We start from the raw sequence: 23,351 nt of genomic DNA, 5'->3' as shown, positions 1-23,351 counted from the left end.
GATTCCTGCCTCGACAGGCGTGATGCTTGCCCTGAACTGGCGTAGCCTGACTTTATGACAGTTCAACTGGGCATGCCCCAGCCTCGTGGACAGGGTGGCCCTGGTGCGGCCGCCTCCGGGACACCAGAGCTGACCGGGCGCCCGGCCGGCATGCCTGCCGGGCTGGTGGACCGCTACGGCCGCCGCGCCACGGACATGCGGCTCTCCCTCACCGACAAGTGCAATCTGCGCTGCACCTACTGCATGCCGGCCGAGGGCCTGGAGTGGCTGGCCAAGCAGGCGGTCATGTCCGCGGAGGAGATCGTTCGGATCGTGCGGATCGGCGTCGACATGCTCGGCGTACGGGAACTGCGGCTGACCGGCGGCGAACCGCTGGTGCGGGCGGATCTGCTGGACATTATCGCCGCGCTCCGCCTTGCCCATCCTGGCCTGCCGATCTCGATGACCACCAACGCGGTCGGTCTCGACAAGAAGGCTGCCGGCCTGAAGGCGGCGGGACTGTCAAGGATCAACGTCTCGCTCGATTCACTGCATGAAGAGACTTTCACCAAACTGACGCGCCGCCCCTTCCTGGACAAGGTCCTGGCCGGTGTGGACGCGGCCTGGGCTGCCGGGCTGGGCCCCGTGAAGCTCAACGCCGTGCTGATGCGCGGAATCAACGACGGCGAGTCCCCGGCCCTCCTGGCCTGGGCCCTGGACCGCGGGTATGAGCTGCGTTTCATCGAGCAGATGCCGCTCGACGCCGATCACGGCTGGACCCGCCGGAACATGATCACCGCCGCGGAGATCCGCGAGCTGCTCTCCACGGACTATGTCCTCAGTTCCGATCCCCGGGCCCGCGACGGCGCCCCGGCGGAACGCTTCGAGGTCCGCGCCCGGATCCCCGGTACGGGCGAGGCCACCGGGCCGGTGCTGGGCACCGTGGGCATCATCGCCTCCGTCACGGAGCCGTTCTGCTCGGACTGCCGCCGCACCCGCATCACGGCCGAGGGGAAGATCATGAGCTGCCTGTTCTCCCGCGAGGAAGTGGACCTGCTCGGGCTCCTGCGCGAAGGCGCCAGCGACGAACAGCTCGCCGAACGCTGGCAGGACGCCATGTGGATCAAGCCCAAGGCCCACGGCATGGACCACGTCGGCCTGGACGCACCGGATTTCGTCCAGCCGGACCGCAGCATGAGCGCCATCGGAGGCTGATTTCCCGTGCACGTACGTTACTTCGCTGCGGCGCGCGCTGCCGCGGGCGTGGAGGAAGAACACTTCGATCTCCCCGACGGCGCCACCGTCGCCTCGGCGCTGGCGGCCATCCTCGCAGTGGAACGCCCGGAGCCGCCGGCGGGAACACCGCCGCTCGCCCGCATCCTCTCCAGGTCCAGCTTCCTGCTCAACGAGGTGGCGGTGCGGCATCACTCAGTCGCACTGAAGACGGACGACGTCGTGGATGTCTTGCCGCCGTTCGCCGGCGGCTGAGCACCTGTCCGGCAGCGGGCGACCTAACTCAGGCGCGGACTGCGCCGCCCTCGGGGAGCCGCCGGCAGACCGACCTCATGAAGGGGGTGAACTCGGCAGCCTGGCCGAGCCGGAGCCCGGCGGCGTGCGTCAGCACGCCGTCGTCCACCCGAAAAGTGTGCCGGGAGGTGCCCCGGTCGCTGCGCCGCTCCATGGTGAGGGTGCCGTCCAGCCAGCTGGCACGCGCGGGGGCTTCCGGGGGCAGGCCCATGCTGTTGACGTGGTACCAGAGGGTGTCCGGATGGTCGGGGTCAATGGTGAAGACGCCGTGGCCCTCGGAGCGGGTGCCGTCGGCCTCCGTGTGCCGGTAGCTGTGGGTGACGGCCAGCCCGGCGGCTGCCCGGGCGAACGTCAGCTCGACGTCGGCAGCACGCGCCGGGCCCCAGGGAGTGGCCTCCCAGTGCGTGGTTCCGGTCCAATGGCCCAGGAACGCCTCAAGCGCCTCGTGTGCGCTGCCCGCCAGTGGCCGGTCCATGGTTCCTCCCGAGTGACCCCGCCCCCATCATCACGCGGGGCACCGGCCGTGTAAAGGTGCGCCGGCCGGCCACAGGCGGCGCCGGCGGCCTCAAAGGCACGGGGGAACCTCAGAGCCCGAAGGTCTCGGTTTCCTCGAACGGGCCGACCACCGTCACGGTCCGCGGTGCGGCCGCAAGCTCGCGGGCCAGTTCCTGGACCTCGGCCGAGGTCACGGCCTTGATCAGCCGCAGCGTCTCGTCGATGTCCTGATACTCGCCGGAGACCAGCTCCGCGCGGCCCAGCCTGGACATCCGGGACCCCGTGTCCTCAAGCGCCAGCACGATTCCGCCGCAGAGCTGTCCGACAGCCTTGCGGAGCTCGTCGTCGGAAATGCCGCCCTCGGCCAGCTTGTCCAGTTCCGCGCCGAGGAGGTCAACCACCTGCCGGACTTTCGACGGCGTGCAGCCGGCGTACATGCCGAAATAGCCGGCATCGGCGTAGGAGGAGGCGAAGGAGTAGGTCGAGTAGACGAGACCGCGCTTCTCGCGGACCTCCTGGAACAGCCGCGAGGACATGCCCCCGCCGAGGACCGCGTTGAGCACGCTCATGACGAAGCGGCGGTCATCTGTAGCGACCAGCGAAGGGCAACCCATGATGATGTTGGCCTGTTCCACCGGCCGCTTGACCACGTGCAGTCCGGCCGTGCCTGTGATGTCGGCACGTTCGGTGGGGCGGCGCTGCACCGGCGTCGCGGCCGGTTCCAGGCTCCAGCCGGCCGCGTGGAGGGCGTCCACCACGAGGGAGCAGACGACGTCGTGGTCCAGTCCGCCGGCGGCGGTGATGACGAGCTCATCCGGCCGGTAGTAGCGGCGGTAGTGGTCCCAGACGGAGTCCCGGGCGACAGCGCGGATGGCATCCGGCGTCCCGCCGATCGGACGTCCCAGCGGGTGGGTGCCCAGCACTGCGGCAACGAAGTGCTCATGCGCGACGTCGGTGGGATCGTCGCTGTCCATCGCGATCTCCTCGAGGATGACATCGCGCTCCTGCTCCATCTCCTGCGGATCCAGGACGGCGCCGGTGATCATGTCCGCGATGACGTCGATCGCCATCGGCAGGTCGGTGTCGAGCACGCGGGCGAAGTAGCAGGTGCTTTCCTTCGCGGTGGCGGCGTTGGATTCCCCGCCGACCTCGTCGAAGGCCGAGGCGATCTCCAAAGCCGTGCGGCGCTTCGTGCCCTTGAACAAGAGGTGCTCCAGGAAATGCGTGGAGCCGTGCTGGCCGGGGGCCTCGTCGCGGGAGCCGACTCCGACCCAGAAGCCGATGGTTGCCGACCGCTGGCCGGGCATCGCCTCGGTCAGCACACGGACGCCGCCGGGCAGCACCGAGCGGCGCACCACCGGACCGCCGTCGGCGCCGTGGATCAGGGTGTCAGCGTGCTGGTTCTGCTCTAGCGGCAGGGGGACGACAGTCATCAAGGCCTTTCAGGGAAAACGTGCCAAATCTGCCTGCAATCGTACCAGCGGGTTAATGCCAGCGGGGCCGGTGGAGTGATCCACCGGCCCCGCTGCTTGGTTCAGGAAACGCTACTTTGCGGACTCCACGGAGACCTCAGCGTTGTCGGCGTCCCCGGAGCCTGCCTCGTCAGCCACGACGGGCGACAGGGAGAGCTTGCCGCGGTCATCGATCTTGGTGATTTCCACCTGGATCTTCTGGCCCACGGAGACGACGTCCTCGACGTTGTCAACGCGCTTGCCGCCGGCGATCTTGCGCAGCTCGGAGATGTGCAGCAGACCGTCCTTGCCCGGGGTCAGGGAAACAAAGGCGCCGAAGGTCGTGGTCTTGACGACCGTGCCCAGGTAGCGCTCGCCGATTTCCGGGATCTGCGGGTTGGCGATGGCGTTGATCGCGGACCGTGCTGCGTCGGCAGACGGGCCGTTCGTGGCGCCAATGTAGACAGTGCCGTCGTCCTCGATCGAGATGTCGGCTCCGGTGTCTTCCTGGATCTGGTTGATCATCTTGCCCTTCGGGCCGATGACCTCGCCGATCTTGTCTACCGGGATCTTGACCGCGATGACGCGCGGCGCGAACTCGGAGAGCTCGTCCGGGGTGTCGATCGCGGAGTTCAAGACATCCAGGATGTGCAGGCGGGCTTCGCGGGCCTGCTTCAGGGCGGCTGCCAGGACCGAGGCGGGGATGCCGTCGAGCTTGGTGTCCAGCTGGATGGCCGTGACGAACTCGGCGGTACCGGCAACCTTGAAGTCCATGTCGCCGAAGGCATCTTCGGCGCCGAGGATGTCGGTCAGCGCGGCGTAGCGGGTCTGGCCGTCAACCTGGTCGGAGACCAGGCCCATGGCGATACCGGCAACGGCGGCCTTCAGCGGCACACCTGCATTGAGCAGGGACAGCGTGGAGGCGCAGACGGAACCCATCGACGTCGAACCGTTGGAGCTGAGAGCCTCAGACACCTGGCGGATGGCGTAGGGGAATTCCTCGCGGGAGGGCAGCACCGGCATGATGGCGCGCTCTGCGAGGGCACCGTGGCCGATTTCGCGGCGCTTCGGGGAACCGACGCGGCCGGTCTCGCCCGTGGAGTACGGCGGGAAGTTGTAGTTGTGCATGTAGCGCTTGCGCGTCACGGGAGACAGCGAGTCGATCTGCTGTTCCATCTTGAGCATGTTCAGCGTGGTGACACCCATGATCTGGGTTTCGCCGCGCTCGAAGATGGCCGAGCCGTGGACGCGGGGCAGGACCTCAACCTCGGCGGTGAGCTGGCGGATGTCCGTCAGGCCGCGGCCGTCGATGCGTATCTGGTCCGTGAGGATGCGCTGGCGCACGACGTGCTTGGTGACGGAGCGGAAGGCTGCGGACAGCTCCTTCTCGCGGCCTTCGAACTGGCCGGCCAGGGAGGAGGTGACCTCGTCCTTGAGCTCGTCGGACGCGGTGTCACGTTCCTGCTTGTCGGCGATCTGGAAGACAGCGGCCAGCTTCTCGGCGGCAGCGGACTCGACAGCGGCGTAGACGTCGTCCTGGTAGTCCAGGAAGACCGGGAACTCGACGGTCGGCTTGGCTGCGCGGGCGGCCAGGTCGGACTGGGCTTCGCAAAGGGCCTTGATGAACGGCTTGGCAGCCTCGAGGCCTTCGGAGACAACTTCTTCGGTCGGGGCGGTGGCACCCTGTTCCTTGATGAGGTTCCAGGAGTTGTCGGTGGCTTCGGCTTCAACCATCATGATGGCGACGTCGTCGTTCTTGACGCGGCCGGCAACGACCATGTTGAAGACGGCGTTCTCGAGCTGGGAGTGCTTCGGGAACGCAACCCACTGCGAACCGTGCTCGTCGGCGACGAGGGCAACGCGGACGCCGCCGATCGGGCCGGAGAACGGCAGGCCGGAGAGCTGGGTGGACATCGAGGACGCGTTGATCGCGACGACGTCGTAGAGCTCGTCCGGGTTGATGGAGAGCACGGTGACGACGATCTGGACCTCGTTGCGCAGGCCCTTGACGAAGGCGGGGCGCAGCGGGCGGTCCATCAGGCGGCAGGCCAGGATGGCTTCCGTGGAGGGACGGCCTTCGCGGCGGAAGAATGAGCCCGGGATGCGGCCGGCGGCGTACATGCGCTCTTCGACGTCGACGGTCAGCGGGAAGAAGTCGAAACCTTCACGCGGGTGCTTGCCGGCGGTGGTGGCGGACAGCAGCGCGGTCTCTTCGTCGATGTAGACCATTGCTGCGCCGGCTGCCTGCTTGGCAAGGCGGCCGGTTTCAAAGCGGATTACACGCTTGCCGAAGCGGCCATTGTCAATGACTGCTTCTGAGAACTGGATTTCGGGACCCTCCATAGAGAGTCACCTCCGTTTCATGGTTCACGGAGCCCAGCCGCATCAACCCAGTCCAGCATCTGTCGACTGGACTGCACTGCACCCGGTCATCGATCGAGACCCACGGGCTAAGGCTTCACTCTTTGAAGCCGTTCCCGGAAGTCACTACCGAAGACCGCGAATGCGTGATGCGGTTGATCCTCCTGTTGAGTTTTTGTTTGAAGAAGGCGGCCCTTTCCGTTCCGGAAGGGCCGCCCCTTAAAGCTGACTAGCGGCGCAGGCCGAGACGCTCGATGAGCTTACGGTAGCGGGTGATGTCAGTGTTCTTGAGGTAGGTCAGCATGCGCTTGCGACGACCGACCATGGCCAGCAGACCGCGCTGGGTGTGGTAATCGTGCTTGTGCACCTTCATGTGCTCAGTGAGATCCTTGATCCGCTGAGTCAGGACTGCAACCTGGACCTCCGGCGAACCGGTGTCGCCCTCGGACGTTGCGAAATCCTGAATGATGGACGTCTTTACAGCGGCTTCAAGTGCCACAATAACTCCTAGAGATGTGCCGTGAGGCCCGAATCAGTAACTCACTGCCGGGGGTGCTGCGCCGGAGATCCTCCTCCGAAGAGAGGGTTGCCCGTACACAACAAGAGCCAGCCGCCACGGACTGCAGCCGGATCCAACGTTTAGTTTACCGGCTTGCCGCCAATGTTGTCGAAACCGCCGGCCGCATCGCCCTCCAGCCGTTCCCGGATGGCTGCGACGCCGCGGTACAGCTCGGTGAAGGACGTGCTCAGCGGCGACAGCCCGATCCGGATGCCCTGCGGCGCCCTGAAATCGGGGATGACGTCCTGCTCCCACAGGGCTGCGGTCATTTCCCGGAAGGCGGGGTGGTCCACAGTGATGTGGCTGCCACGCAGTTCGGGGTCCCGCGGCGTCCCGAGGGTGACGCCCGCCGGGGCGAGCCACGCGTCGTGCAGCTCGACGGCGAACGCCGTCAGCAGCCGCGACTTCTCCCGGACCGCGGGCATGCCGGTTTCTTCCAGCAGGTCCAGGGTGCCGCGCATGGCGAGCATGCCGAAGATCGCCGGGGTTCCGCTCAGGAAGCCGCGGATACCGGACGCCGGTTCGTAGCCCGGGCCCATCTCGAAGGCGCCCTTGCGGCCCATCCAGCCCCAGATCGGCTGCTGCAGCCCGGGCAGGTGCCGGGCGTTGACGTAGGCGAACGCGGGCGAGCCCGGTCCCCCATTGAGGTACTTGTAGGTGCAGCCGGCGGCGAAGTCGGCGTCCGCCGCGTCCAGGGCGATCTCCACGGAACCGGCGGAGTGGCACAGGTCCCACACGACGAGCGCTCCGGCGTCGTGCACGGCGGCAGTGATCCCGGGCAGGTCGGCGAGGAAGCCGGAGCGGTAGGCGATCTGGCTCAGGACCACGACGGCGGTGGCGGCCCCGGTGGCGGCCCGCACCTGCTCGACGGTCACGCCGGAGGCGGGATCGGCGTCGATCCAGCGCAGCGTCAGGTTCTCCTCGCGGGCGATGCCCTCGATGAGGTAGCGGTCCGTGGGGAAATTGTCCGTGTCCAGCACGATTTCGGTGCGGGCCGGGTCCGTGACGGCGGCCAGCGCGGCCCGGATCAGCTTGTAAAGGACCACCGTGGTGGAGTCGGCGATGATGGTCTGCCCCGGGGCGGCGCCGAGGACAGCACGGCCCAGCTGGTCACCGATGGCCTGCGGCAGTTCCAGCCATTCCTCGTCCCAGCCGCGGATCAGCCGGCCGCCCCAGCTCTCCTGGATGAAGGTACCTACGTCCGTGACCGTGCGCTTGAGCGGGCGGCCCAGGGAGTTGCCATCAAGGTAGGACAGCGCCGTGTCGGTGCCGATGAAGTGATTGCGGTACGCGGCGAGGGGGTCGGCGGCGTCGAGGTCCTGGGCCTGCTGCCACAGGAGGTCCGTTGCCAGGGTGCCGGCGCCGATGCTCACTGGCCGATCTCCGTGCGCACGGCGAAGAGCTCGGGGAAGAACGTCAGCTCGAGGGCCTTTTGCAGGAACGCTGCGCCGCTGGAACCGCCGGTGCCGGACTTCATGCCGATGGTGCGCTGGACCGTCCGCAGGTGCCGGAAGCGCCAAAGCTGGAAATTGTCTTCAAGGTCCACGAGTTCCTCGCAGGCCTCGTAGGCGCCCCAGTTGTCGGCGGCGTTTTCATAGATGTACTTGAACACCGGGACGAGCTCGGCGCAGAACTCGTGCGCCTTGGACACGTCGCGTTCCAGCAGGGAGGTGGGGATGTCGAAGCCCTGGCGGTTGAGGTAGGCCAGGAAGTCGTCGTAGATGCTCGGCGCTTCGAGGAGCTGGCTCAGCATCCCGTGGGCCTCGGGATCGGATTCGAACACCGGCAGCATCTTGGCGTTTTTGTTGCCCAGGAGGAACTCGACCGCGCGGTACTGGCTGGACTGGAACCCGGACGAGTTGCCCAGGAAGCCGCGGAACTGGGAGTACTCGGTGGGGGTGAGCGTGGCCAGCACGGACCACTGCTCGGTGAGCGTCTTCTGGATGTGCTTGACCCGGGCGATTGCCTTCAGGGCCGAGCCCAGGTCGTCGGAGCGCAGCCAGGCCGCGGCGCTCCGGAGCTCGTGCAGCACCAGCTTCAGCCACAGCTCCGTGGTCTGGTGCTGGATGATGAACAGCATTTCGTCGTGGTGCTCGGGCGTGCTGACGGGCTGCTGTGCGCTGAGGAGCGTGGGCAACTGCAGGTAGGACGCATAGCTCATCCGGGAACTGAAGTCGCGGACAATCTCCCTGTCCAGCTCCCTCGTGTTTTTCTCAATGGTCACGTCTCTTGCCTTCCTTGCCAAGTGGCTGTGAATTAGCGCGCGGACCGGCCGGTGTCGGCGGCCCGGTGCCCGGAACCGGGCCGGAAATCAGTGCGCAAACAGGATGTCGTGCGCCTGGACGACGTCCAGGCGCATCTGGTCTACCAATGCTTCAGGGCCACGGTACGCCACCATGCCGCGCAGCCTCGAGACAAACTCCACCACTACTGTCTGGCCGTACAGATCGAAGTCATCCGGGGATTCTTCCGGACGGTCGATCACATGGGCCTCCACTTGGCGGCTGACGCCGTCGAACGTGGGGTTGGACCCGACGGAGATGGCGGCGGGCCAGCGGGTGCCGGCCTGGTCCACGAGCCAGCCTGCGTAGATGCCGTCCGCGGGAATGTAACCGCTCGCCGCGGACGAAAGGTTGGCGGTGGGGAAGCCCAGGTCGCGGCCGCGGGCGGCGCCGTGCACGACTTCGCCGCGCATCCGATGCGGGCGGCCCAGGACGGCGGCGGCGGTGGCGACGTCGCCCGCCCGCAAAGCCTCGCGCACCCAGGTGGACGAGCAGCGGCGGTCAGGGCCGGCGTCGTCGTGGATGGGGAAGCCCTCGGACCCGAACTCGCTGATGACCAGGACTTCGAAGCCGAGCTTCTCCCCCAGGTCCTTCATCGTGGACAGGTCGCCGGAATTGCCGCGCCCGAAGCGGGCGTCGTGGCCGATCACCACATGGCTGGCTTTGAGGCTGCCGACCAGGACCGTGGCGACGAACTCCTCCGGGGTGAGGCTGGCGAGTTCCAGGGAGTACTTCATCACCAGAACGGCGTCGAGTCCGAGCTCGCCGAGGGCCACGAGTTTGTCCTCCAGCCCCATGATCAGTTCAGGGGCGGATTCCGGGCGGTGGACCTGCGCGGGGTGGGGGTCGAAGGTGATCGCGACGGCGCGGGCGTGGTTCTGGCGGGCCGTGCGGATGAGCTGCGAGAGCACCTGCTGGTGCCCGCGGTGCACGCCGTCGAAGTTGCCGAATGTGACAACGGAAGGACCAAAGTCCGCCGGGACTTCGGACGGATCGTTCCAGATGTGGACCATCAACCTCGCCTTTTGCTACCTGCCATGAGCTCTCCCGGAGCAGCGGTGGCGGCTCCGGAACTCTCTTAGATTACCTGCAAACACCTGCGGTCCCCGACGGCCGGGGCCTGCCGCCCGGTCTCTGTTGCGCGCGCTGGTAGGGTCATTCCATCGATGCCGGACACCGGCCACGCGCAATGTTGGGGGACATTATCTTGGGACACATCCGCATTTCACAACGCCTGGCCGCTGCCTGCCTGGTTCTCGCGGCGGGAGTGCCATTGAGCGGTTGCGGCGGCCAGGCAGCCGCAGCGACGGTTACCGCGGGGGCCTCGGGTACCGCATCGCCGGGGCCGGCTTCCGCGCCGGCCACTGTCGTCGGCGGCTATGAGGGCTGGTGGAACGCCACGCCCGCTTCGGGCGACACGGCGGGGCTGCCCCAGGAAAACGTGGCGGTCAACACCCGGACGAACACCGTGGTGGATGCCTTCAACCGGAAAATCAACGAGGCCGGCCGCCCGACGCAGCTCGCCGATGTTCCGTACACGGTTGTCCCTGATCCCGCATGGCCGGCGGATTCCGTGATCATCATCGACACCGCGACGAACAAGGTCATCGAGAGCTTCCGCGTGGACGTCAACGGGAATCCCCTGCGCTAGCCTGCTTCGGCTCCCCGGCCGCGATTGTCAGTCACGGAGCGAGCCAAGCGGTGAATACGCCAGTGCAACAGGGCCGCGGCCAGGATCAGCGGGAGGTGGATCGCCGGCAGGTTCCGCGCGAACGACTTCGGCAGGTAGATGTCCGTCACCGAGCCCGTGCTGTCACCGAGGCCCCTGGCCACTGCGGTCAGCGGGCAATGGAATCCGTTGGCCGCGAACACCAGCGTCTCGCCCGCAACGACGCCGGCAGCAAGTCCGGTCCGTCGGTCGCTGCGGCCCCGGACTCCGGTGTACAGGACGTAGACCATGCAGGCCTCGATCGTGAACCAGGCGGCCGTGTGAAACGACTTCACGGCGCGAAGCAGAATTGGGCGCTCGGTCATGGCGTCCACAGTAGGCGAAGCCTGCCGCAGCGGGTTCAGAGGCTTTTGGCCCGTCCGGTGCCCGGCGTCAGCCCGGCGTCAGCTCGGCGTCAGCTGGCGTTATATGGCGCCCGCCCGTCCCAGTGCCCAGGGGCTGGACCGTACCGCCGCCTGCGGTTATTTTCAGTAGGTGCGCAAGCTGATGGTGTCTGCCGTGGTCGGGCTGCTGGTGTGCGTCCTGACGACGGCCTGCGGCTTGCTGCCTGGACCGCGATCCGAAGCGTGCGTCGACTGGATCCACTTTGAGACACCCCAGGACCAGTTCAAAGAAGCCTCACTGGTGGTCGTGGCGACCCCCGTAGGCGTGGACGGCGAAACCAGCATCTACGGGTATCAGGCCCAAATCCATCTCGTGGACGTCGAGTCGGTCTACAAGGGCAATCCGGAACCCGGGCCGCTCCGCATCGCGTCGATGCCTTTGACCTGCACCGGGGGCATTTCCTATCCGGAGGGCGACCCTTTGGACGGACATCAGCGGATGCTCATCTATGCCAACGGGCAGAACGGCTACTGGTTCACCATGACGCCAGCCCAGGGCGCTGTTCCCTTTGAGCAGGGCGCGAAGCTCCCGTTCCGCACAGGCTAAGCCGCCCAACAGTCTAAGCTGCGCGCCATCATTCCAAGCGGAAGTAGCGGTTCCTCCGTGGCACCTGGCGTGGGTCCACGTGCAGCGGCGGGATGAACCACGGAACTCCGTTTCGCATCTGGATAGTCCACTGTTCCTTGTGGATCAGGTGATGGTGATGGGAGCAGAGAAGAGTCCCGTTGCCCGCCCCCGTCGTCCCGCCGCGGGACCAGTAGTTGATGTGGTGGGCCTCGCACCACGGCGCAGGCATGGTGCACTGCGGAAAAGCGCATCCCTGGTCCCGCGCTGTGATGGCCTTGCGGATATGCGGTGGGAACACCCTCGAGGCGCGGCCGATATCCAGGACCCGGCCCTCCCCACCGAGAAGAACGGGAATGACATCCGCATCACAGGCGATTTTCCGGACGGTTGAGGCGGCAACCGGGCCCGTGAACATCAGGGTCCCGGTGTTGGACGCGCCGACGGTAACCCCGTTGCCGAGTCCTCCGAGCCGCGCGAAGAGATCCCGGTGGTCGATGGTGGCCATGACCTGCGGGCGGAGTCCGCCCGCAGCGGGCAGCCCGCCCGCGGCAAGGGCTACCTTGCAGGCACCGACCAGGCCGTCAAGGAGTCTTTGCGGCCGGGACCGCTTGTCGAGCATTTCCGCAGCGGCTTCGCTGTCGCGCGTGGCATCCGCGCTGTAGCTGCCGTTCGCGGGGCCAGGCTGAGAACCCGCTGCAGGGCCCGTGCGCGGATTGGTGCCAATGTTCATCACGGTGGCCAGCTGCTCGAACTGGTCCGTCGTGGCGAAGATTTCCACATGCTGCAGGCCTCGCCGGGGCCGCCGGACGAAGGCGCCCTGGCGCCGGCGCAGTTCTGCCTCATCAGGTTCGGCGCCATCCTGGTCCAGGGCATCGCTCCAGCGGCGGGCGATCCGGGTGAGGAAGTCTTGGTCGTTCTCTGCAGCCGTAACGGTCAGTGCGTGCTCCATGCGGGCCGCCGTTTCCGGCGGACATACACTGCGGACCCGGTCCAATGCCAGCGTGATGATCGTCGCGGCCCGCGAGGCAACCGTTCCTGCAGCCACTGCTGCGGCGAGCTCTTCCCGAACCTCGGGCAGCAACTGGCCCGCGATGCCGGTGCGGGGCAGCACGTCGGCGGCGAGGGATAACCGGCGACGTGCCTCCGAAACACTGATCCCCAGCCGTGCCCGCAGGAACTCGGCGGGGCTCCGGTACCCATCGTCCAGACACTCCGACACCGCTCCGGGCCCGTCCGCCGGGGCCGGCGGAATGGCTTCGTCTGTGTTCCAACCGGTTAGCCATCCTGCTGGCGCGCCGGGTCCGGCTCCGCTCCCAGCCTGCAGTGCCGCTGCCCGGCTCCGGGTGCGGTCGACTGCCCCGGCCGCAACGAGCTGCAGGTAGTCGACCATGCGGGACAGCTGCTCCGCGCGGTCGGCGAAGTCCGATGCTTCTTTCACTCCATACAGCGCGGTATCAGTCATTGCCGTCCGGGTTGCAGAGCGCAGCAGTGCAAGCGCCCTATCCAGAGCACAGTCCACCTCATCCATCACGTGTGGAACGGGCGTCGGCCGGGGCATTCCAGGAAGGATCCCAGCGCCAGGCCGGGTGGCCTGTACCGGGACGAAATCTTCGTTGGATTCCATGCCTCCACACTAGCGAGGGGCCATGACAGTAATGATGGAATTGGCTCTGTTGCGGTGTGGCTCTGGCTATGTGCTCTGATGGAACCAATCATGGTCGTGCGTCTGAGGGAGTTCGAAAATTGTTAGCAGAGTCGGTCTGCCTGGCCCGGGATGGTTTTGCGTTGGCTGTGCAGACAGGCGGCGTCACCGGTGCGCCGGCCGTTGTTCTGTTGCAGGGACAAGCGAACTCCCATGTCTGGTGGGATGGGCTTCGTGAGAGCTTTGAGTCTGAATTCCTGACTGTCACGATGGATTACCGGGGAACCGGAGCCAGTCGCGGAACTGCTGCTTCCTGGACAACGGCGAGTTTGGCAGCCGACGTTGCAGATGTTTTGGATGGTGCCGGGATACCTAGTGCGTTCGTATATGGGACGTCGATGGGTGGACGCGTGGCACAGATGCTGGCGGCACATTTCCCGGATCGCGTGAGAGCCCTGGTCTTGGCGTGCACGTCCCCTGGTGGGCCCAGCGCTATCGGTCGTTCCCGGGAGGTCAGCCAGGCGCTTGCCCGGGCCACCGAGACAGAGCGGCTGAGTATTTTGCATGACCTGTTCTACACGCCGGCCTGGCCGTATTCTCCGCAGAACAGTTCCCTGCTGGGTGACGCCACGATGAGTCAGCAGGAGTTGGCGGCGCACCGCAGAGCAAGTAAGCAGCACAACGCCTGGGATCTATTGCCGTCGATTACTGTGCCGACACTGGTCCTGCATGGGGAGGATGACCTGATGACTCCGGCAGGGAACGCCCGGCTAATCGCTGACCGGATTCCAGGTGCACAGCTGCATGTTTATCCCCGAAGCAGGCATGGATTCTTCGAGGAACTCTCGGCCCAGGTCACCCCCGCAGTGATCGATTTCTTCAAGGAATCTTCCACGGACATGTCCGCAACCTCGCGCGCCGGGTCACATTTCGGCCCTCGCTAGCACGGTGCGTGGGAAACTGAGGGCATGGACAGCACCGTTGCCCCGACATCCAGCCCGGCTGGCCCCCAGGCCGCGAGGTCCGGCGAAGCTCCGGCAGGACCCTTCTCGGGCGAGCCACGCAGGCCTTTCGGACCCCGTGATCCCGGCGACGCCTGGGTCGAGGGCGACCGCGGCCGGTTCTGGGGACGGTTTGGTTCGGCTGGCCTCCTCGTCCACGACGCCGCCAAAGGCGTCCTCCTCCAGCACCGCGCCCTCTGGAGCGACCAGGGCGGAACCTGGGGCCTCCCCGGCGGGGCGCTGCATCAGGGCGAAGAGCCGGTCAATGGGGCGCTCCGGGAGGCCCGCGAAGAAGCGGCCGTTCCGCCGGAGAACGTGCGCGTCCTGTTCACCTCTGTGTTCGACGTCGGCTACTGGCATTACACCACTGTGGCCGCTGAAGCCGTCGAACCGTTTGATCCTGCCATCAGCGATCCGGAGAGCCTCGAACTCGCGTGGATCCCGCTTGAGCGGGTCACCGAGAAGAAGCTGCATCCCGGCTTCGCCGCGGCGTGGCCGGAGCTGCGCCGCCGGCTTGCCAGTCATCAGGAACCAGGCAGCTGAACCTCCCGACAGGAGCCGGGCCAGGCCCGTCGAACGTTGCCGCCGCTACGGCGCGGGGCCGCTACGACGCGTGGCCGCTTGCGGCGACGCCGCCTAGCCCTGCCGGGCCGCAGGCCGGCGGCGGTACAGCCAGATAAGCCCCAGGATGGGCAGCAGGAGCGGAACGAAGCCGTAGCCGCGGCCAAACAGGGACCAGACGGTCTCGTGCGGGAAGTTCACCGAGTCAAACAGGCTCAGCGCCCCCACCACCAGCACGCCGATCAGCTCCACCAGCACGGCGGTCACGGAGACTTTGAACCAGGTCCGGCCGGCCTTGGCGAGCGACACTGTGGCGACGATATACACGACGGCGGCAAAGGCCGACAGCAGGTACGCCAAGGGCGCCTCGGAGAACTTGGTCAAGATCTGGTAGCCCGCCCGGGCCGTGGCCGAAATTGCGAACACGGCGTACACGGCGATCAGCAACCGGCCGGGGCCGGTGTTGCGCGTGTCGGTCGACGCCGGACCGGCGGTCGCGGGGCCCGCCGCGGCGTTCGTACCGGTGTCCTGCGAGGGTTTTGCGCTCACGTTCTCTGCCTCTTCCATGTCAGTACCAGATCTGGTTCATGCGGGCGGCCATCACCAGGGCGGTGACGCCGACTGCAGCCAGGACAAAATTGCTCCAGCGGGTGCGCTCCAGGATGGACCAGTACACGGCGCCGACCGGGAGCATCAGGGCCGTCAGCATGTAACCCCAGAACTCCCACGGCTCCCCCGCGATCCGCTCCCCGCCGACAACCCGGACGATCGAACCGACCAGGTACACCAGAAGGGACAGCTCGACGGCGGCCACCGACAAGATGGTCGCGTCGTTGGGTGCCTTCTTCAGGATGCCGGCCGCGGCGCACACGACGGTCGAGAGCAGCCCGACCACCAGGATGATGTAGAAATAGGCGTCCAAGACTAGTCGGCCTGCTGTTCCGGGAGCTGTTCCGCGGCGGCCGCCTTGGCACGCTTCTCGTTATCCGGTGCGAAGACCAGGACGGGCTTGGCATAGCTTCCCTTGTCCGCCAGCAGCGCCACGAGCGTGCCGTCCGGCGCGAAGGCGGCGGCGGGCTTATCCGCCGTCGCAGCGTCGGGGGTGCCGGCGGCGGCCCCGGCGGCAATCCTGCGGCCGAACGAGATCTCGGTGGTTTCCTCATCGCTGAGTTCGCGGTTCGGCATCAGCGCCCGGGCGGCCTGGGACATTTCCAGGACATCCAGCTCGTCAGCCAGCTGCTCCAGGGTGTGCGCCTGGTCAAGAGTGTACGGACCCACTTGGGTCCTGCGCAGCGCCGTCAGGTGGCCGCCGACGCCGAGGGCATTGCCCAGGTCACGGGCCAGGGCCCGGATGTACGTACCGGACGAGCACTCAACCGTCACGTCCACCTCCAGCGCCTCGCCGCCGCGCACCCGGCGGACCTCATGGACTTCGAAGCGGTGGATCGTGACGGGACGGGCGGCAAGCTTGACCTCTTCGCCGGACCGGACGCGCGCGTAGGCGCGTTCGCCGTTGACCTTGATGGCGCTGACGCTGCTCGGTACCTGTTCGATCTCCCCCGTAAGGGCGGCGACGCCGGCACGGACGGCTTCCTCGGTAACGGCGGCCGCGCTGTGGGTGGCAGTGACCTCGCCCTCGGCGTCGTCCGTCACGGTCGACTCACCGAGGCGGATGGTGGCGGTGTAGGTCTTGGACGTCCCGACGATGTACGTCAGGAGGCGGGTGGCCTTGTTGATGCCTACCACCAGCACACCGGTGGCCATCGGGTCCAGGGTCCCGGCGTGGCCGACCTTTCGGGTACCGGCGAGCCGCCGCATCCGTCCAACCACATCGTGGCTGGTCCAGCCTTGCGGCTTGTCCACTATTACCAGTCCAGAAAGCACGCTCCCCAGTATATCTGCGCGGGACCGGCCCCCGGTGACGGTGCCCCAACCCCCGGTTCCGGGGACCCGCTCCCCGCCGCCGGGGGCACGGCGGCGGTTAGGATGGCAGACATGCCCGAGCTAGCCGCACATGTCCGTGACGTCCCGATCAACCAGATCCGCGAGATCACCGAAGCCGCCTGGGGCACGCCCGGCGCGATCGTGCTGAGCATCGGGGAGCCAGGTTTCCCAGTCCCCCGGCATATCCTCGACGCCGGGATGGCCTGCCTGGACCGCGACGAGACCAACTACACGCCCAACGCCGGCATCCCCGCCCTCCGCGAGGCCTTTGCCGCCCGGTTCCGCGAGCACAACGCGACGCCGGTCGGCGCGGACCGGGTGTACGTCGTCGACGGCGCCCAGCAGGGCTTGCACTTCGCGATGAGCCTGCTGCTCTCCCCCGGCGACGAAATCCTCATTCCCAACCCGGGATACCCAACCTTCGCGATGACGAGCAGCCTCCTGCACGCCGTCCCTGTGGAGTACCCGCTCTACCCGGAGCATGACTTCCAGCCCCGGATCGAGGACATCGAGGCACTCGTCACGCCACGGACCAAGGTGCTGATCCTCAATTCGCCGTCCAACCCGCTGGGCGCCGTCCTGGGCGGGGAACTCACCCGACGCCTGGTCGGGCTCGCCCAACGTCACGATCTGTGGATCATCTCGGACGAATGCTACGAGGCGTTCACCTATGACGTCCCGCATGTCAGCCCGGCCCGGTTCGACAGCACCGTCCCGGGCGAGGCCCGTGTGTTCACCTCACTGACCCTCTCCAAGACCTACGGGCTGACGGGACTGCGCATCGGCGCGCTGATCTGCCCGCCGGGGCTGGAGCAAAAGATGAACAATGTGATGGAGTCGATCGTTTCCTGCGTCGCCTCGCCGTCGCAGTATGCGGCGCTGGCCGCGCTGACAGGTCCGCAGGACTATGTCAGCCATGCCCACGCCCACTACCGGACGAACCGGGATGCAGCGTCCGAAGTGCTGCGGTCCCGCGGAATTCCGTACCTGACAGCGCAGGGGGCGTTCTACCTGTGGGCCGATGTTTCCCATGTCACCGGCGGCGACGTCCGTGCCTGGACCCGGCGTTTCCTGGCGGACTCGGGGGTGTCCTTCGCCCCGGGCACGGCGTTCGGCTCCATTGGCGAAGGGTGGATCCGGATTGCCCTCTGCGGGAGCCAGGCCGAACTCGTTGAGGGCCTCGGCCGCCTTCCCGCAAGGCAGGCCTGACGGGCCATCCCCCTGTGGAGTCCGCCTGACGGGTCCATAGCCCCTACCGTCGCAACGTGGCAGCGCCTAGCCTGAATCCAGGGCGCTTTCCGCCCGCATCGTTCTTGGGAGCGAGTTCCGTCGGGGAGGTACGCATGTGGTGGCAGGACCTGCTGTGGGGTATCTGGAACGGGCTGACGGCTTGGATTGTGTTCATCGTGCACGTCTTTGGGCAGTGGCACGAGTTCCCGTTCTACAACACCGGCCGTGCCGGGAACTGGTACGACTTCGGTTTCCTGCTGGGGATGGGTTCGCCCCTGCTCGGCGGCCTGGGCGCCCGGGGACGGTCCAGGCGACGCTGACGCGGGTCAGAGGACGCGAAGCCCGCGGCGGTTCCCCCGGAGCATTTCCGCGAACCTCAAAGCATGATCTCTTCCTCCGGCGTCAATGCGGCCGCAGGCGCCTTGGTGAAGGACATCCTGACGATGAAGTGCCCTTCGGCGCAGTTCCGCGCAATGATCGCCCCCGCCTCCCCGGCCAGTTTGACTCCGAACTGGAGTTCCAGGTGCTCCGGGCCAAGCTCCTTCATCACCTCGGCGGCCGCGTTGGCCGCCGGCCTCACGGCGGAGAGTGCGTCTTCGAGCCGCCGCCCGGCGTCGAGGATCCCCTGTTCGTTACGGGACGGGCGCTCCACGCCGAAGCTGTTGTCCTCGACCTCCACCAGCACCGTCCCGGACCCGACTTCGTACCGCAATATCTCGGTCATTGCATTCTCCATTCCAGCGTGCTGCAGATCCGAAGCCTGCAGGCACGGACGGTCACGTGGGGTTGGCGGACAGCGCGCCATCGAGCCAGCTGCGGAGCGCAGCCGCGGGCGGCGCTCCGGCCTGGCGGGCCACCACCGAGCCGTTCCTGATGACGAGCAAGGTTGGAATGGCCTGGACATCAAAGCGGCGGGCGAGGCCCGGCGACTTGTCGACGTCGACCTTGACGAGCTTGACGTCTCCGGCCCGTTCCTGCGCCAGCTTGTCCAGAACCGGACTGACCATGCGGCACGGCCCGCACCACGCCGCCCAGAAGTCGATCAGCGCCGGCACCGCGGACTGCTCGGCCACAACCGGGAAGTCCGCGTCGCCGGCCTCCACAATCCAGGGCAGGTCCTGGCGGCAACTGCCGCAGCGCGGGTGGCCTGCGGCCGCCGCCGGAATCCGGTTGGTCTTCCCGCAATGGGGGCAGGTGATCAGGCTGGAGTCCACGGCCCACCGGCGTTTTCCCGCGTACGCACCGTCATGGTTCCATCGGACGCCAACATGCACGGGGAGCGTAGAGTCAAAGGTCCCGCGGCCGGAGGTGGGCAGGGGCACCGGCGTTCGCCGTACCGTCGACGTCGCCGTACCACCGAAAGATAATCTGCTTGATGCAAGAAAATGGCCGGCCCCTTTACGGGTTCCGGCCATTTCGGTGCGGTACTACTTGTTGCTGTCCTCGTCGATGTCGTTCTCGTCGGCGAGATCCAGGTCCTCTTCGTCGAAGTCGTCCTCGTCGAGCTCCACGTCCTCGGGAGTGTCGCTCTTGTAGGGGTCGGCCTCCCCGGCGTGCGTGGCACTGGCGGCCAGGGCGGCCACCTCGGCGTCGCGCTTCTTCGCTGCCCTGAGGAGTTCTTCAAGGTTGGAGGCATTGACCGGGATCTGGTCCGCGACGAACTGGAGGGTGGGGGTCAGCCGCACAGTGATGTTGCGGCCGACTTCCTGCCGGAGCACGCCCTTAGCCTTCTCCAGCCCCTTGGCAGCCTCGGCCTGGACCAACTGGTCGCCGAACACCGTGTAGTAGATGGTGGCGTGCTGCAGGTCATTGGTCACGCGGGCATCCGTAACCGTAATGCCCTCGAGCCGGGGATCCTTCACCCTCCGGCCCAGCGCCTCGGCAACAACAACCTTAATCCGCTGCGCCAACTTGGCAGCCCGTGCGGGATCAGCCATTTCCACTCCTAAAAATTTGGATGTACGACGGCGCCTGAACGGCCGCCGCACAATTGTTGGGTTTGTTGCCACGCGCCTAAGGCGAGTCTACGACGGACTCCCGTTGGATCCTTCCGGCGGCCCTTTGGAGCCGTGGAGGGGGCCCGGGAGTGGCATCGGGCCTGCCGGAGCTGGGTGGCCGGCGTCGTAAGACGTCGGCCGCCCAGCGCAGGGGCGGGGCCCCCTATACGGCGGAAAAGTGGGGGCCGCCGGAAGAATCCAACGGCCCCGCACCTGTACTACCGACTCACCCGAAGGTGAACCTTAGACGCGCGGCTTTTCGCGCATCTCGAAGGTCTCGATGATGTCACCTTCGGTGATGTCGTTGAACGAGCCAAGACCGATACCACACTCGAAGTCCGTGCGGACCTCGGTGGCGTCGTCCTTGAAGCGCTTGAGCGTCTCAACGGTGAGGTTGTCACCGATGATCTTGCCGTCGCGGGTGATGCGGGCCTTCGCGTTGCGCCGGATGACACCGGAGCGCACGATCGAGCCTGCAATGTTGCCGAACTTGGAGGAACGGAACACTTCGCGGACCTCGGCGGTGCCAAGCTGGACCTCTTCGTACTCCGGCTTGAGCATGCCCTTGAGGGCCATCTCGATGTCATCGATTGCTGCGTAGATGACGGAGTAGAAGCGCATGTCCACGCCTTCGCGGTCTGCCAGTTCGGCAACACGCTCGGCGGGCTTGACGTTGAAGCCGATGATGACGGCACTGTCGACCGTTGCCAGGTTGACGTCGTTCTGCGTGATCGCACCGACACCGCGGTGGATGATGCGCAGCTGGACGCCTTCGCCGACGTCGATCTTGAGCAGCGCGTCTTCGAGGGCTTCCACGGCACCGGACACGTCACCCTTGAGGATGAGGTTGAGGGTGTCGATCTTGCCTTCGGCGACTGCCTGGTCGAAGTCTTCCAGGCTGATGCGCTTGCGGCGCTTGGCCAGGGCGGCGTTGCGGTCGGCGGTTTCACGCTTCTCGGCGATCTGGCGGGCGGTGCGCTCGTCAGCAGTCACGAAGAAGGTGTCACCGGCGCGCGGCACGTTGGACAGACCCAGGACCTGCACGGGGCGGGACGGACCGGCCTCGGTCAGGACGCTGCCGTCGTCGTCGAACATCGCACGGACACGGCCGTGGGCCGTGCCTGCCACGATGGTGTCGCCGACGTGGAGGGTACCGGACTGAACCAGGACGGTGGCCACGGAACCGCGGCCCTTGTCGAGGTTGGCTTCAATCGCGATACCGCGGGCGTCCTTGTTCGGGTTGGCGCGCATGTCCAGGGCAGCGTCTGCGGTCAGCAGGACAGCCTCGAGCAGCTCGTCAATGTTGAGGTTCTGGCGGGCAGAGACCTCAACGAACATGGTGTCGCCACCGTACTCTTCCGGAACCAGTCCGTACTCGGTCAGCTGGCCGCGGACCTTGTCCGGGTTGGCGCCTTCCTTGTCGATCTTGTTCACGGCCACGACGATCGGCACGTTGGCCGCCTGGGCGTGGTTGAGGGCTTCAACGGTCTGGGGCATGACGCCGTCGTCCGCTGCGACCACGAGGATGGCGATGTCGGTGACCTTCGCACCACGGGCACGCATGGCGGTGAACGCCTCGTGGCCCGGAGTATCGATGAAGGTGATCTTGCGATCGATGCCCTCGTGCTCATGGGTGACCTGGTAGGCACCGATGTGCTGCGTGATGCCGCCGTGCTCGCCCGCCATAACGTCGGACTTGCGGATGGCATCGAGCAGGCGGGTCTTACCGTGGTCAACGTGACCCATGACGGTGACGACCGGAGGACGGGCCTCGAGGTCTTCGTCGCCTTCGGCTTCCAGTTCGGCCTCGAAGTCGATGTCGAAGCCGGAGAGCAGCTCGCGCTCCTCGTCCTCGGGCGAAACGACCTGGAGCTTGTAGCCAAGCTCCTCGCCCAGCAGGGCGAACGTCTCTTCATCCAGCGACTGCGTGGCGGTAGCCATTTCGCCGAGGTGGAAGAGAACGGTCACCAGCGCGGCGGGGTTCGCCTCGATCTTGTCGGCAAAGTCCGTGATGGACGAGCCGCGGCGAAGCCGGACTACGGTGTTGCCGTCGCCGCGGGGCACACTTACGCCACCCAGCGACGGAGCACTCATCTGCTCGAGTTCCTGGCGCTTGGCACGCTTCGACTTGCGCTGCTTGCCACGGCCTGCGCCGCCCTTACCGAAGGCACCCTGGGTGCCACCGCGACCGCGGCCACCCTTGCCGAAGCCACCGCCGGCCGGAGCGCCGCCACCGGCACCGGGAGCACCGGTACCTGGAGCGCCACCCGGACGGCCGGGACCACGGGCCCCGCCGCCGGGACGGCCTGCACCAGCCGGTGCGGGACGCTCGGTGCGGTTAGGCATCATGCCGGGAGTCGGACGGTTTCCGCCGGCTCCGGCCGGACGGCCAGCGCCTGCTGCGCCCGCCGGACGCGGAGCACCCGGGCGTGCACCCGGAGCGCCGCCGGTGCGGGGAGCACCGGGACGGGGACCGCCAGCGCCTGCTGCGGGACGGGGGCCGCCGGGGCGTTCGCCCTCGGTGCGGCTTCCACCCGGACGCGGCATGCCCTGGGAAGGAGCGAACGGGTTGTTACCCGGACGCGAAGGACGTTCGTTGTCGCCGCCGCGGCCCCGGGGCATGCCCTGGGACGTGGCGAACGGGTTGTTACCGGGACGGGGGCCGCCCGGACGCGGTGCCGAGCCGCCCTGGCGTGCCGGAGCAGCCGGGGCTTCAGCCTTGGGTGCCGGGCGTGCGCCGGGCTTGACGCCCGTCGAGGGGGCAGCCGGAGCCTGGGCTGCGGGAGCGGCAGCCGGAGCGGCCTCCTGTACAGCGGGTGCTGCGGCAACGGGAGCCGGAGCAGGAGCTTCAGCCTTGGGTACCGTAGCGGCCGGCGCTGCGGGCGCAGCCGGACCCGGCGCGGGCGCCGGCCGGGTCGCTGAAGGGCTGGCGGGCGCCTTGGGGGCGGACGCGGGCGCTTCGGACTTCGGCGCTGCCGGTGCACCGGGGAAGGCGTTGCGGAGCTTCCTCACAACGGGGGCCTCAATAGTTGAAGAGGCGGAGCGAACGAATTCGCCCAGTTCCTGCAGTTTGGTTACTGCATCTTTGGAAGTAATACCGAGCTCTTTAGCAAGCTCATGTACGCGGACCTTGGCCACATTTCTCCTGTCTCGGTCCGCACCGAGCCAGGCACGAACCGTCTACTTCTTACTGCGGGCCTCCGCCGCGAGTGCAGCTGGAAGGCCCATTGCAGAGCGCAACAAAGTTGTCATCGTTGCGCACTCATCGCTGGGAACTCATCGGGTTTCCATCAGTTTTCTGACCCGCTTTCAGGTTGGACGGTTGTTGCCGCGGCCACCGGAGTGTCCGCGGCTTTCGTGCCGGCCGTTATCCGGCGTTCCACGTCGGCGGTTCCGGCTGCGCCGTTGAGGGCGCGGCCGAATGCTCGACGTTTGACCGCCAGTGCCAGGCACTTCTCGCTGGGGTGCAGCCATGCTCCCCGGCCAGCCATCCGGCGTCGTTCATCGACCACGACCGCGGATGAACCGCTGCCGTCGGCGACGAGCCGGAGTAACTCAGACCGCGAACCTTTTTGCCTGCATCCGATACAGGTACGCTGAGGCTGATTCCCGAGGTGTTGCACGTGTGCCACTTACGAGTAT

At 67.0% G+C, this 23,351-nt stretch carries 25 protein-coding genes; 8 read left to right on the top strand and 17 right to left on the bottom strand.

The window, feature by feature from the left end; all coding sequences use genetic code 11:
- Positions 1-54: 54 nt before the first annotated feature.
- Together moaA and AC1DCZ_RS09325 are read left to right on the top strand one after the other, a co-directional pair.
- Positions 55-1,194: a GTP 3',8-cyclase MoaA gene (gene moaA / locus AC1DCZ_RS09330; protein WP_476974336.1), complete on the top strand. Its 1,140-nt coding sequence runs from the start codon at positions 55-57 to the stop codon at positions 1,192-1,194.
- A 6-nt stretch (positions 1,195-1,200) separates the two neighbouring features.
- On the top strand, positions 1,201-1,467 hold the full coding sequence (locus tag AC1DCZ_RS09325) for a MoaD/ThiS family protein (RefSeq protein WP_476974335.1): 267 nt from the start codon (positions 1,201-1,203) through the stop codon (positions 1,465-1,467).
- Positions 1,468-1,495: 28 nt separating this feature from the next.
- Here the strand turns inward: AC1DCZ_RS09325 and AC1DCZ_RS09320 are convergent, their stop codons facing one another.
- The 7 genes from AC1DCZ_RS09320 to AC1DCZ_RS09290 form a co-directional block, all read right to left on the bottom strand.
- Positions 1,496-1,981: a DUF1579 domain-containing protein gene (locus tag AC1DCZ_RS09320; protein WP_476974334.1), complete on the bottom strand. Its 486-nt coding sequence runs from the start codon at positions 1,979-1,981 to the stop codon at positions 1,496-1,498.
- A gap of 109 nt (positions 1,982-2,090) precedes the next feature.
- Complete coding sequence (locus AC1DCZ_RS09315) at positions 2,091-3,434, bottom strand: M16 family metallopeptidase (RefSeq protein ID WP_476974333.1); 1,344 nt, start codon at positions 3,432-3,434, stop codon at positions 2,091-2,093.
- Between the two features lie 111 nt (positions 3,435-3,545).
- Positions 3,546-5,795: a polyribonucleotide nucleotidyltransferase gene (locus tag AC1DCZ_RS09310; protein WP_476974332.1), complete on the bottom strand. Its 2,250-nt coding sequence runs from the start codon at positions 5,793-5,795 to the stop codon at positions 3,546-3,548.
- Between the two features lie 247 nt (positions 5,796-6,042).
- On the bottom strand, positions 6,043-6,312 hold the full coding sequence (gene rpsO / locus AC1DCZ_RS09305) for a 30S ribosomal protein S15 (protein ID WP_024366600.1): 270 nt from the start codon (positions 6,310-6,312) through the stop codon (positions 6,043-6,045).
- Positions 6,313-6,452: 140 nt separating this feature from the next.
- On the bottom strand, positions 6,453-7,745 hold the full coding sequence (locus AC1DCZ_RS09300) for a kynureninase (protein ID WP_476974331.1): 1,293 nt from the start codon (positions 7,743-7,745) through the stop codon (positions 6,453-6,455).
- Positions 7,742-8,596 carry a tryptophan 2,3-dioxygenase gene (gene kynA / locus AC1DCZ_RS09295; RefSeq protein ID WP_476974330.1) on the bottom strand — a complete coding sequence of 285 codons (855 nt, stop codon included), beginning with the start codon at positions 8,594-8,596 and terminating at the stop codon, positions 7,742-7,744. Before kynA ends, AC1DCZ_RS09300 begins: the two co-directional genes overlap by 4 nt.
- Positions 8,597-8,683: 87 nt before the next feature.
- Complete coding sequence (locus AC1DCZ_RS09290) at positions 8,684-9,667, bottom strand: bifunctional riboflavin kinase/FAD synthetase (RefSeq protein WP_476974329.1); 984 nt, start codon at positions 9,665-9,667, stop codon at positions 8,684-8,686.
- Positions 9,668-9,861: 194 nt separating this feature from the next.
- On the opposite strand from AC1DCZ_RS09290, the gene AC1DCZ_RS09285 reads away from it, so the two are divergent.
- A complete protein-coding gene (locus AC1DCZ_RS09285) occupies positions 9,862-10,305 on the top strand; it encodes a hypothetical protein (protein WP_476974328.1) in 444 nt (147 codons plus the stop codon).
- Here the strand turns inward: AC1DCZ_RS09285 and AC1DCZ_RS09280 are convergent.
- Positions 10,302-10,688 carry a hypothetical protein gene (locus AC1DCZ_RS09280; RefSeq protein WP_476974327.1) on the bottom strand — a complete coding sequence of 129 codons (387 nt, stop codon included), beginning with the start codon at positions 10,686-10,688 and terminating at the stop codon, positions 10,302-10,304. The two genes, AC1DCZ_RS09285 and AC1DCZ_RS09280, sit on opposite strands and share 4 nt — an antisense overlap.
- 169 nt (positions 10,689-10,857) lie before the next feature.
- On the opposite strand from AC1DCZ_RS09280, the gene AC1DCZ_RS09275 reads away from it, so the two are divergent.
- A complete protein-coding gene (locus tag AC1DCZ_RS09275; protein ID WP_476974326.1) occupies positions 10,858-11,313 on the top strand; it encodes a hypothetical protein in 456 nt (151 codons plus the stop codon).
- Positions 11,314-11,341: 28 nt separating this feature from the next.
- On the opposite strand, the gene AC1DCZ_RS09270 is transcribed toward AC1DCZ_RS09275, so the two are convergent.
- Positions 11,342-12,796: an HNH endonuclease signature motif containing protein gene (locus AC1DCZ_RS09270; RefSeq protein WP_476974325.1), complete on the bottom strand. Its 1,455-nt coding sequence runs from the start codon at positions 12,794-12,796 to the stop codon at positions 11,342-11,344.
- 230 nt (positions 12,797-13,026) lie between these two features.
- Here AC1DCZ_RS09270 and AC1DCZ_RS09265 point away from each other — a divergent pair, with 230 nt between their 5' ends.
- Together AC1DCZ_RS09265 and AC1DCZ_RS09260 are read left to right on the top strand one after the other, a co-directional pair.
- Positions 13,027-13,920 (top strand): alpha/beta fold hydrolase, encoded by an 894-nt coding sequence (locus tag AC1DCZ_RS09265; protein ID WP_476974324.1) that lies wholly within the window; start codon positions 13,027-13,029, stop codon positions 13,918-13,920.
- Positions 13,921-13,944: 24 nt separating this feature from the next.
- The gene (locus tag AC1DCZ_RS09260; RefSeq protein ID WP_476974323.1) at positions 13,945-14,520 is read left to right on the top strand and encodes an NUDIX domain-containing protein; all 576 of its coding nucleotides are present in this window, start codon (positions 13,945-13,947) and stop codon (positions 14,518-14,520) included.
- Positions 14,521-14,613: 93 nt separating this feature from the next.
- Here the strand turns inward: AC1DCZ_RS09260 and AC1DCZ_RS09255 are convergent, their stop codons facing one another.
- From AC1DCZ_RS09255 to truB, 3 genes are read right to left on the bottom strand one after another with little or no spacing between them, the layout of a single operon-like run.
- Entirely contained in the window at positions 14,614-15,105 is a 492-nt protein-coding gene (locus tag AC1DCZ_RS09255) for a hypothetical protein (protein WP_476974322.1), read from the bottom strand.
- 1 nt (position 15,106) lies between these two features.
- Positions 15,107-15,460 carry a hypothetical protein gene (locus AC1DCZ_RS09250; RefSeq protein WP_476974321.1) on the bottom strand — a complete coding sequence of 118 codons (354 nt, stop codon included), beginning with the start codon at positions 15,458-15,460 and terminating at the stop codon, positions 15,107-15,109.
- 2 nt (positions 15,461-15,462) lie between these two features.
- Positions 15,463-16,422 carry a tRNA pseudouridine(55) synthase TruB gene (gene truB / locus AC1DCZ_RS09245; protein WP_476974320.1) on the bottom strand — a complete coding sequence of 320 codons (960 nt, stop codon included), beginning with the start codon at positions 16,420-16,422 and terminating at the stop codon, positions 15,463-15,465.
- A gap of 111 nt (positions 16,423-16,533) precedes the next feature.
- Between truB and AC1DCZ_RS09240 the strand changes: the two genes are divergently transcribed.
- Together AC1DCZ_RS09240 and AC1DCZ_RS09235 are read left to right on the top strand one after the other, a co-directional pair.
- Positions 16,534-17,691 carry a pyridoxal phosphate-dependent aminotransferase gene (locus tag AC1DCZ_RS09240; protein WP_476895057.1) on the top strand — a complete coding sequence of 386 codons (1,158 nt, stop codon included), beginning with the start codon at positions 16,534-16,536 and terminating at the stop codon, positions 17,689-17,691.
- Positions 17,692-17,825: 134 nt separating this feature from the next.
- Positions 17,826-18,032 carry a hypothetical protein gene (locus AC1DCZ_RS09235; RefSeq protein WP_476895058.1) on the top strand — a complete coding sequence of 69 codons (207 nt, stop codon included), beginning with the start codon at positions 17,826-17,828 and terminating at the stop codon, positions 18,030-18,032.
- Between the two features lie 56 nt (positions 18,033-18,088).
- On the opposite strand, the gene AC1DCZ_RS09230 is transcribed toward AC1DCZ_RS09235, so the two are convergent.
- The 5 genes from AC1DCZ_RS09230 to AC1DCZ_RS09210 all read right to left on the bottom strand — a co-directional run bounded on the left by AC1DCZ_RS09230 (position 18,089) and on the right by AC1DCZ_RS09210 (position 23,332).
- The gene (locus AC1DCZ_RS09230) at positions 18,089-18,436 is read right to left on the bottom strand and encodes a CU044_2847 family protein (RefSeq protein ID WP_476974319.1); all 348 of its coding nucleotides are present in this window, start codon (positions 18,434-18,436) and stop codon (positions 18,089-18,091) included.
- 52 nt (positions 18,437-18,488) lie between these two features.
- Positions 18,489-18,926, bottom strand: coding sequence for a thioredoxin (gene trxA / locus AC1DCZ_RS09225; RefSeq protein WP_476974318.1), 438 nt, complete (start codon positions 18,924-18,926; stop codon positions 18,489-18,491).
- A 213-nt stretch (positions 18,927-19,139) separates the two neighbouring features.
- Positions 19,140-19,649, bottom strand: a complete 510-nt coding sequence (rbfA, locus tag AC1DCZ_RS09220; RefSeq protein WP_476974317.1) for a 30S ribosome-binding factor RbfA — start codon at positions 19,647-19,649, stop codon at positions 19,140-19,142.
- Between the two features lie 303 nt (positions 19,650-19,952).
- On the bottom strand, positions 19,953-22,847 hold the full coding sequence (gene infB, locus AC1DCZ_RS09215; protein ID WP_476974316.1) for a translation initiation factor IF-2: 2,895 nt from the start codon (positions 22,845-22,847) through the stop codon (positions 19,953-19,955).
- A gap of 152 nt (positions 22,848-22,999) precedes the next feature.
- The gene (locus AC1DCZ_RS09210) at positions 23,000-23,332 is read right to left on the bottom strand and encodes a YlxR family protein (protein ID WP_476974315.1); all 333 of its coding nucleotides are present in this window, start codon (positions 23,330-23,332) and stop codon (positions 23,000-23,002) included.
- Between the last annotated feature and the right edge of the window lie 19 nt (positions 23,333-23,351).

The sequence above is a fragment of the Arthrobacter sp. 10N418 genome, from assembly GCF_056394725.1.
The sequence above is the reverse complement of the archived record's forward strand: the minus strand, read 5'-3'. Positions and strand labels throughout refer to the sequence as shown.

Bases quoted from the DNA above. Each gene is read 5' to 3' on its own strand.
- moaA (WP_476974336.1), top strand. From the start codon at position 55: ATGACAGTTCAACTGGGCATGCCCCAGCCTCGTGGACAGGGTGGCCCT.
- AC1DCZ_RS09320 (WP_476974334.1), bottom strand. From the start codon at position 1,981: ATGGACCGGCCACTGGCGGGCAGCGCACACGAGGCGCTTGAGGCGTTC.
- AC1DCZ_RS09315 (WP_476974333.1), bottom strand. From the start codon at position 3,434: ATGACTGTCGTCCCCCTGCCGCTAGAGCAGAACCAGCACGCTGACACC.
- AC1DCZ_RS09310 (WP_476974332.1), bottom strand. From the start codon at position 5,795: ATGGAGGGTCCCGAAATCCAGTTCTCAGAAGCAGTCATTGACAATGGC.
- AC1DCZ_RS09290 (WP_476974329.1), bottom strand. From the start codon at position 9,667: ATGGTCCACATCTGGAACGATCCGTCCGAAGTCCCGGCGGACTTTGGT.
- AC1DCZ_RS09280 (WP_476974327.1), bottom strand. From the start codon at position 10,688: ATGACCGAGCGCCCAATTCTGCTTCGCGCCGTGAAGTCGTTTCACACG.
- AC1DCZ_RS09270 (WP_476974325.1), bottom strand. From the start codon at position 12,796: ATGACTGATACCGCGCTGTATGGAGTGAAAGAAGCATCGGACTTCGCC.
- AC1DCZ_RS09265 (WP_476974324.1), top strand. From the start codon at position 13,027: ATGTGCTCTGATGGAACCAATCATGGTCGTGCGTCTGAGGGAGTTCGA.
- AC1DCZ_RS09260 (WP_476974323.1), top strand. From the start codon at position 13,945: ATGGACAGCACCGTTGCCCCGACATCCAGCCCGGCTGGCCCCCAGGCC.
- AC1DCZ_RS09255 (WP_476974322.1), bottom strand. From the start codon at position 15,105: ATGGAAGAGGCAGAGAACGTGAGCGCAAAACCCTCGCAGGACACCGGT.
- AC1DCZ_RS09240 (WP_476895057.1), top strand. From the start codon at position 16,534: ATGCCCGAGCTAGCCGCACATGTCCGTGACGTCCCGATCAACCAGATC.
- AC1DCZ_RS09235 (WP_476895058.1), top strand. From the start codon at position 17,826: ATGTGGTGGCAGGACCTGCTGTGGGGTATCTGGAACGGGCTGACGGCT.
- AC1DCZ_RS09230 (WP_476974319.1), bottom strand. From the start codon at position 18,436: ATGACCGAGATATTGCGGTACGAAGTCGGGTCCGGGACGGTGCTGGTG.
- rbfA (WP_476974317.1), bottom strand. From the start codon at position 19,649: ATGGCTGATCCCGCACGGGCTGCCAAGTTGGCGCAGCGGATTAAGGTT.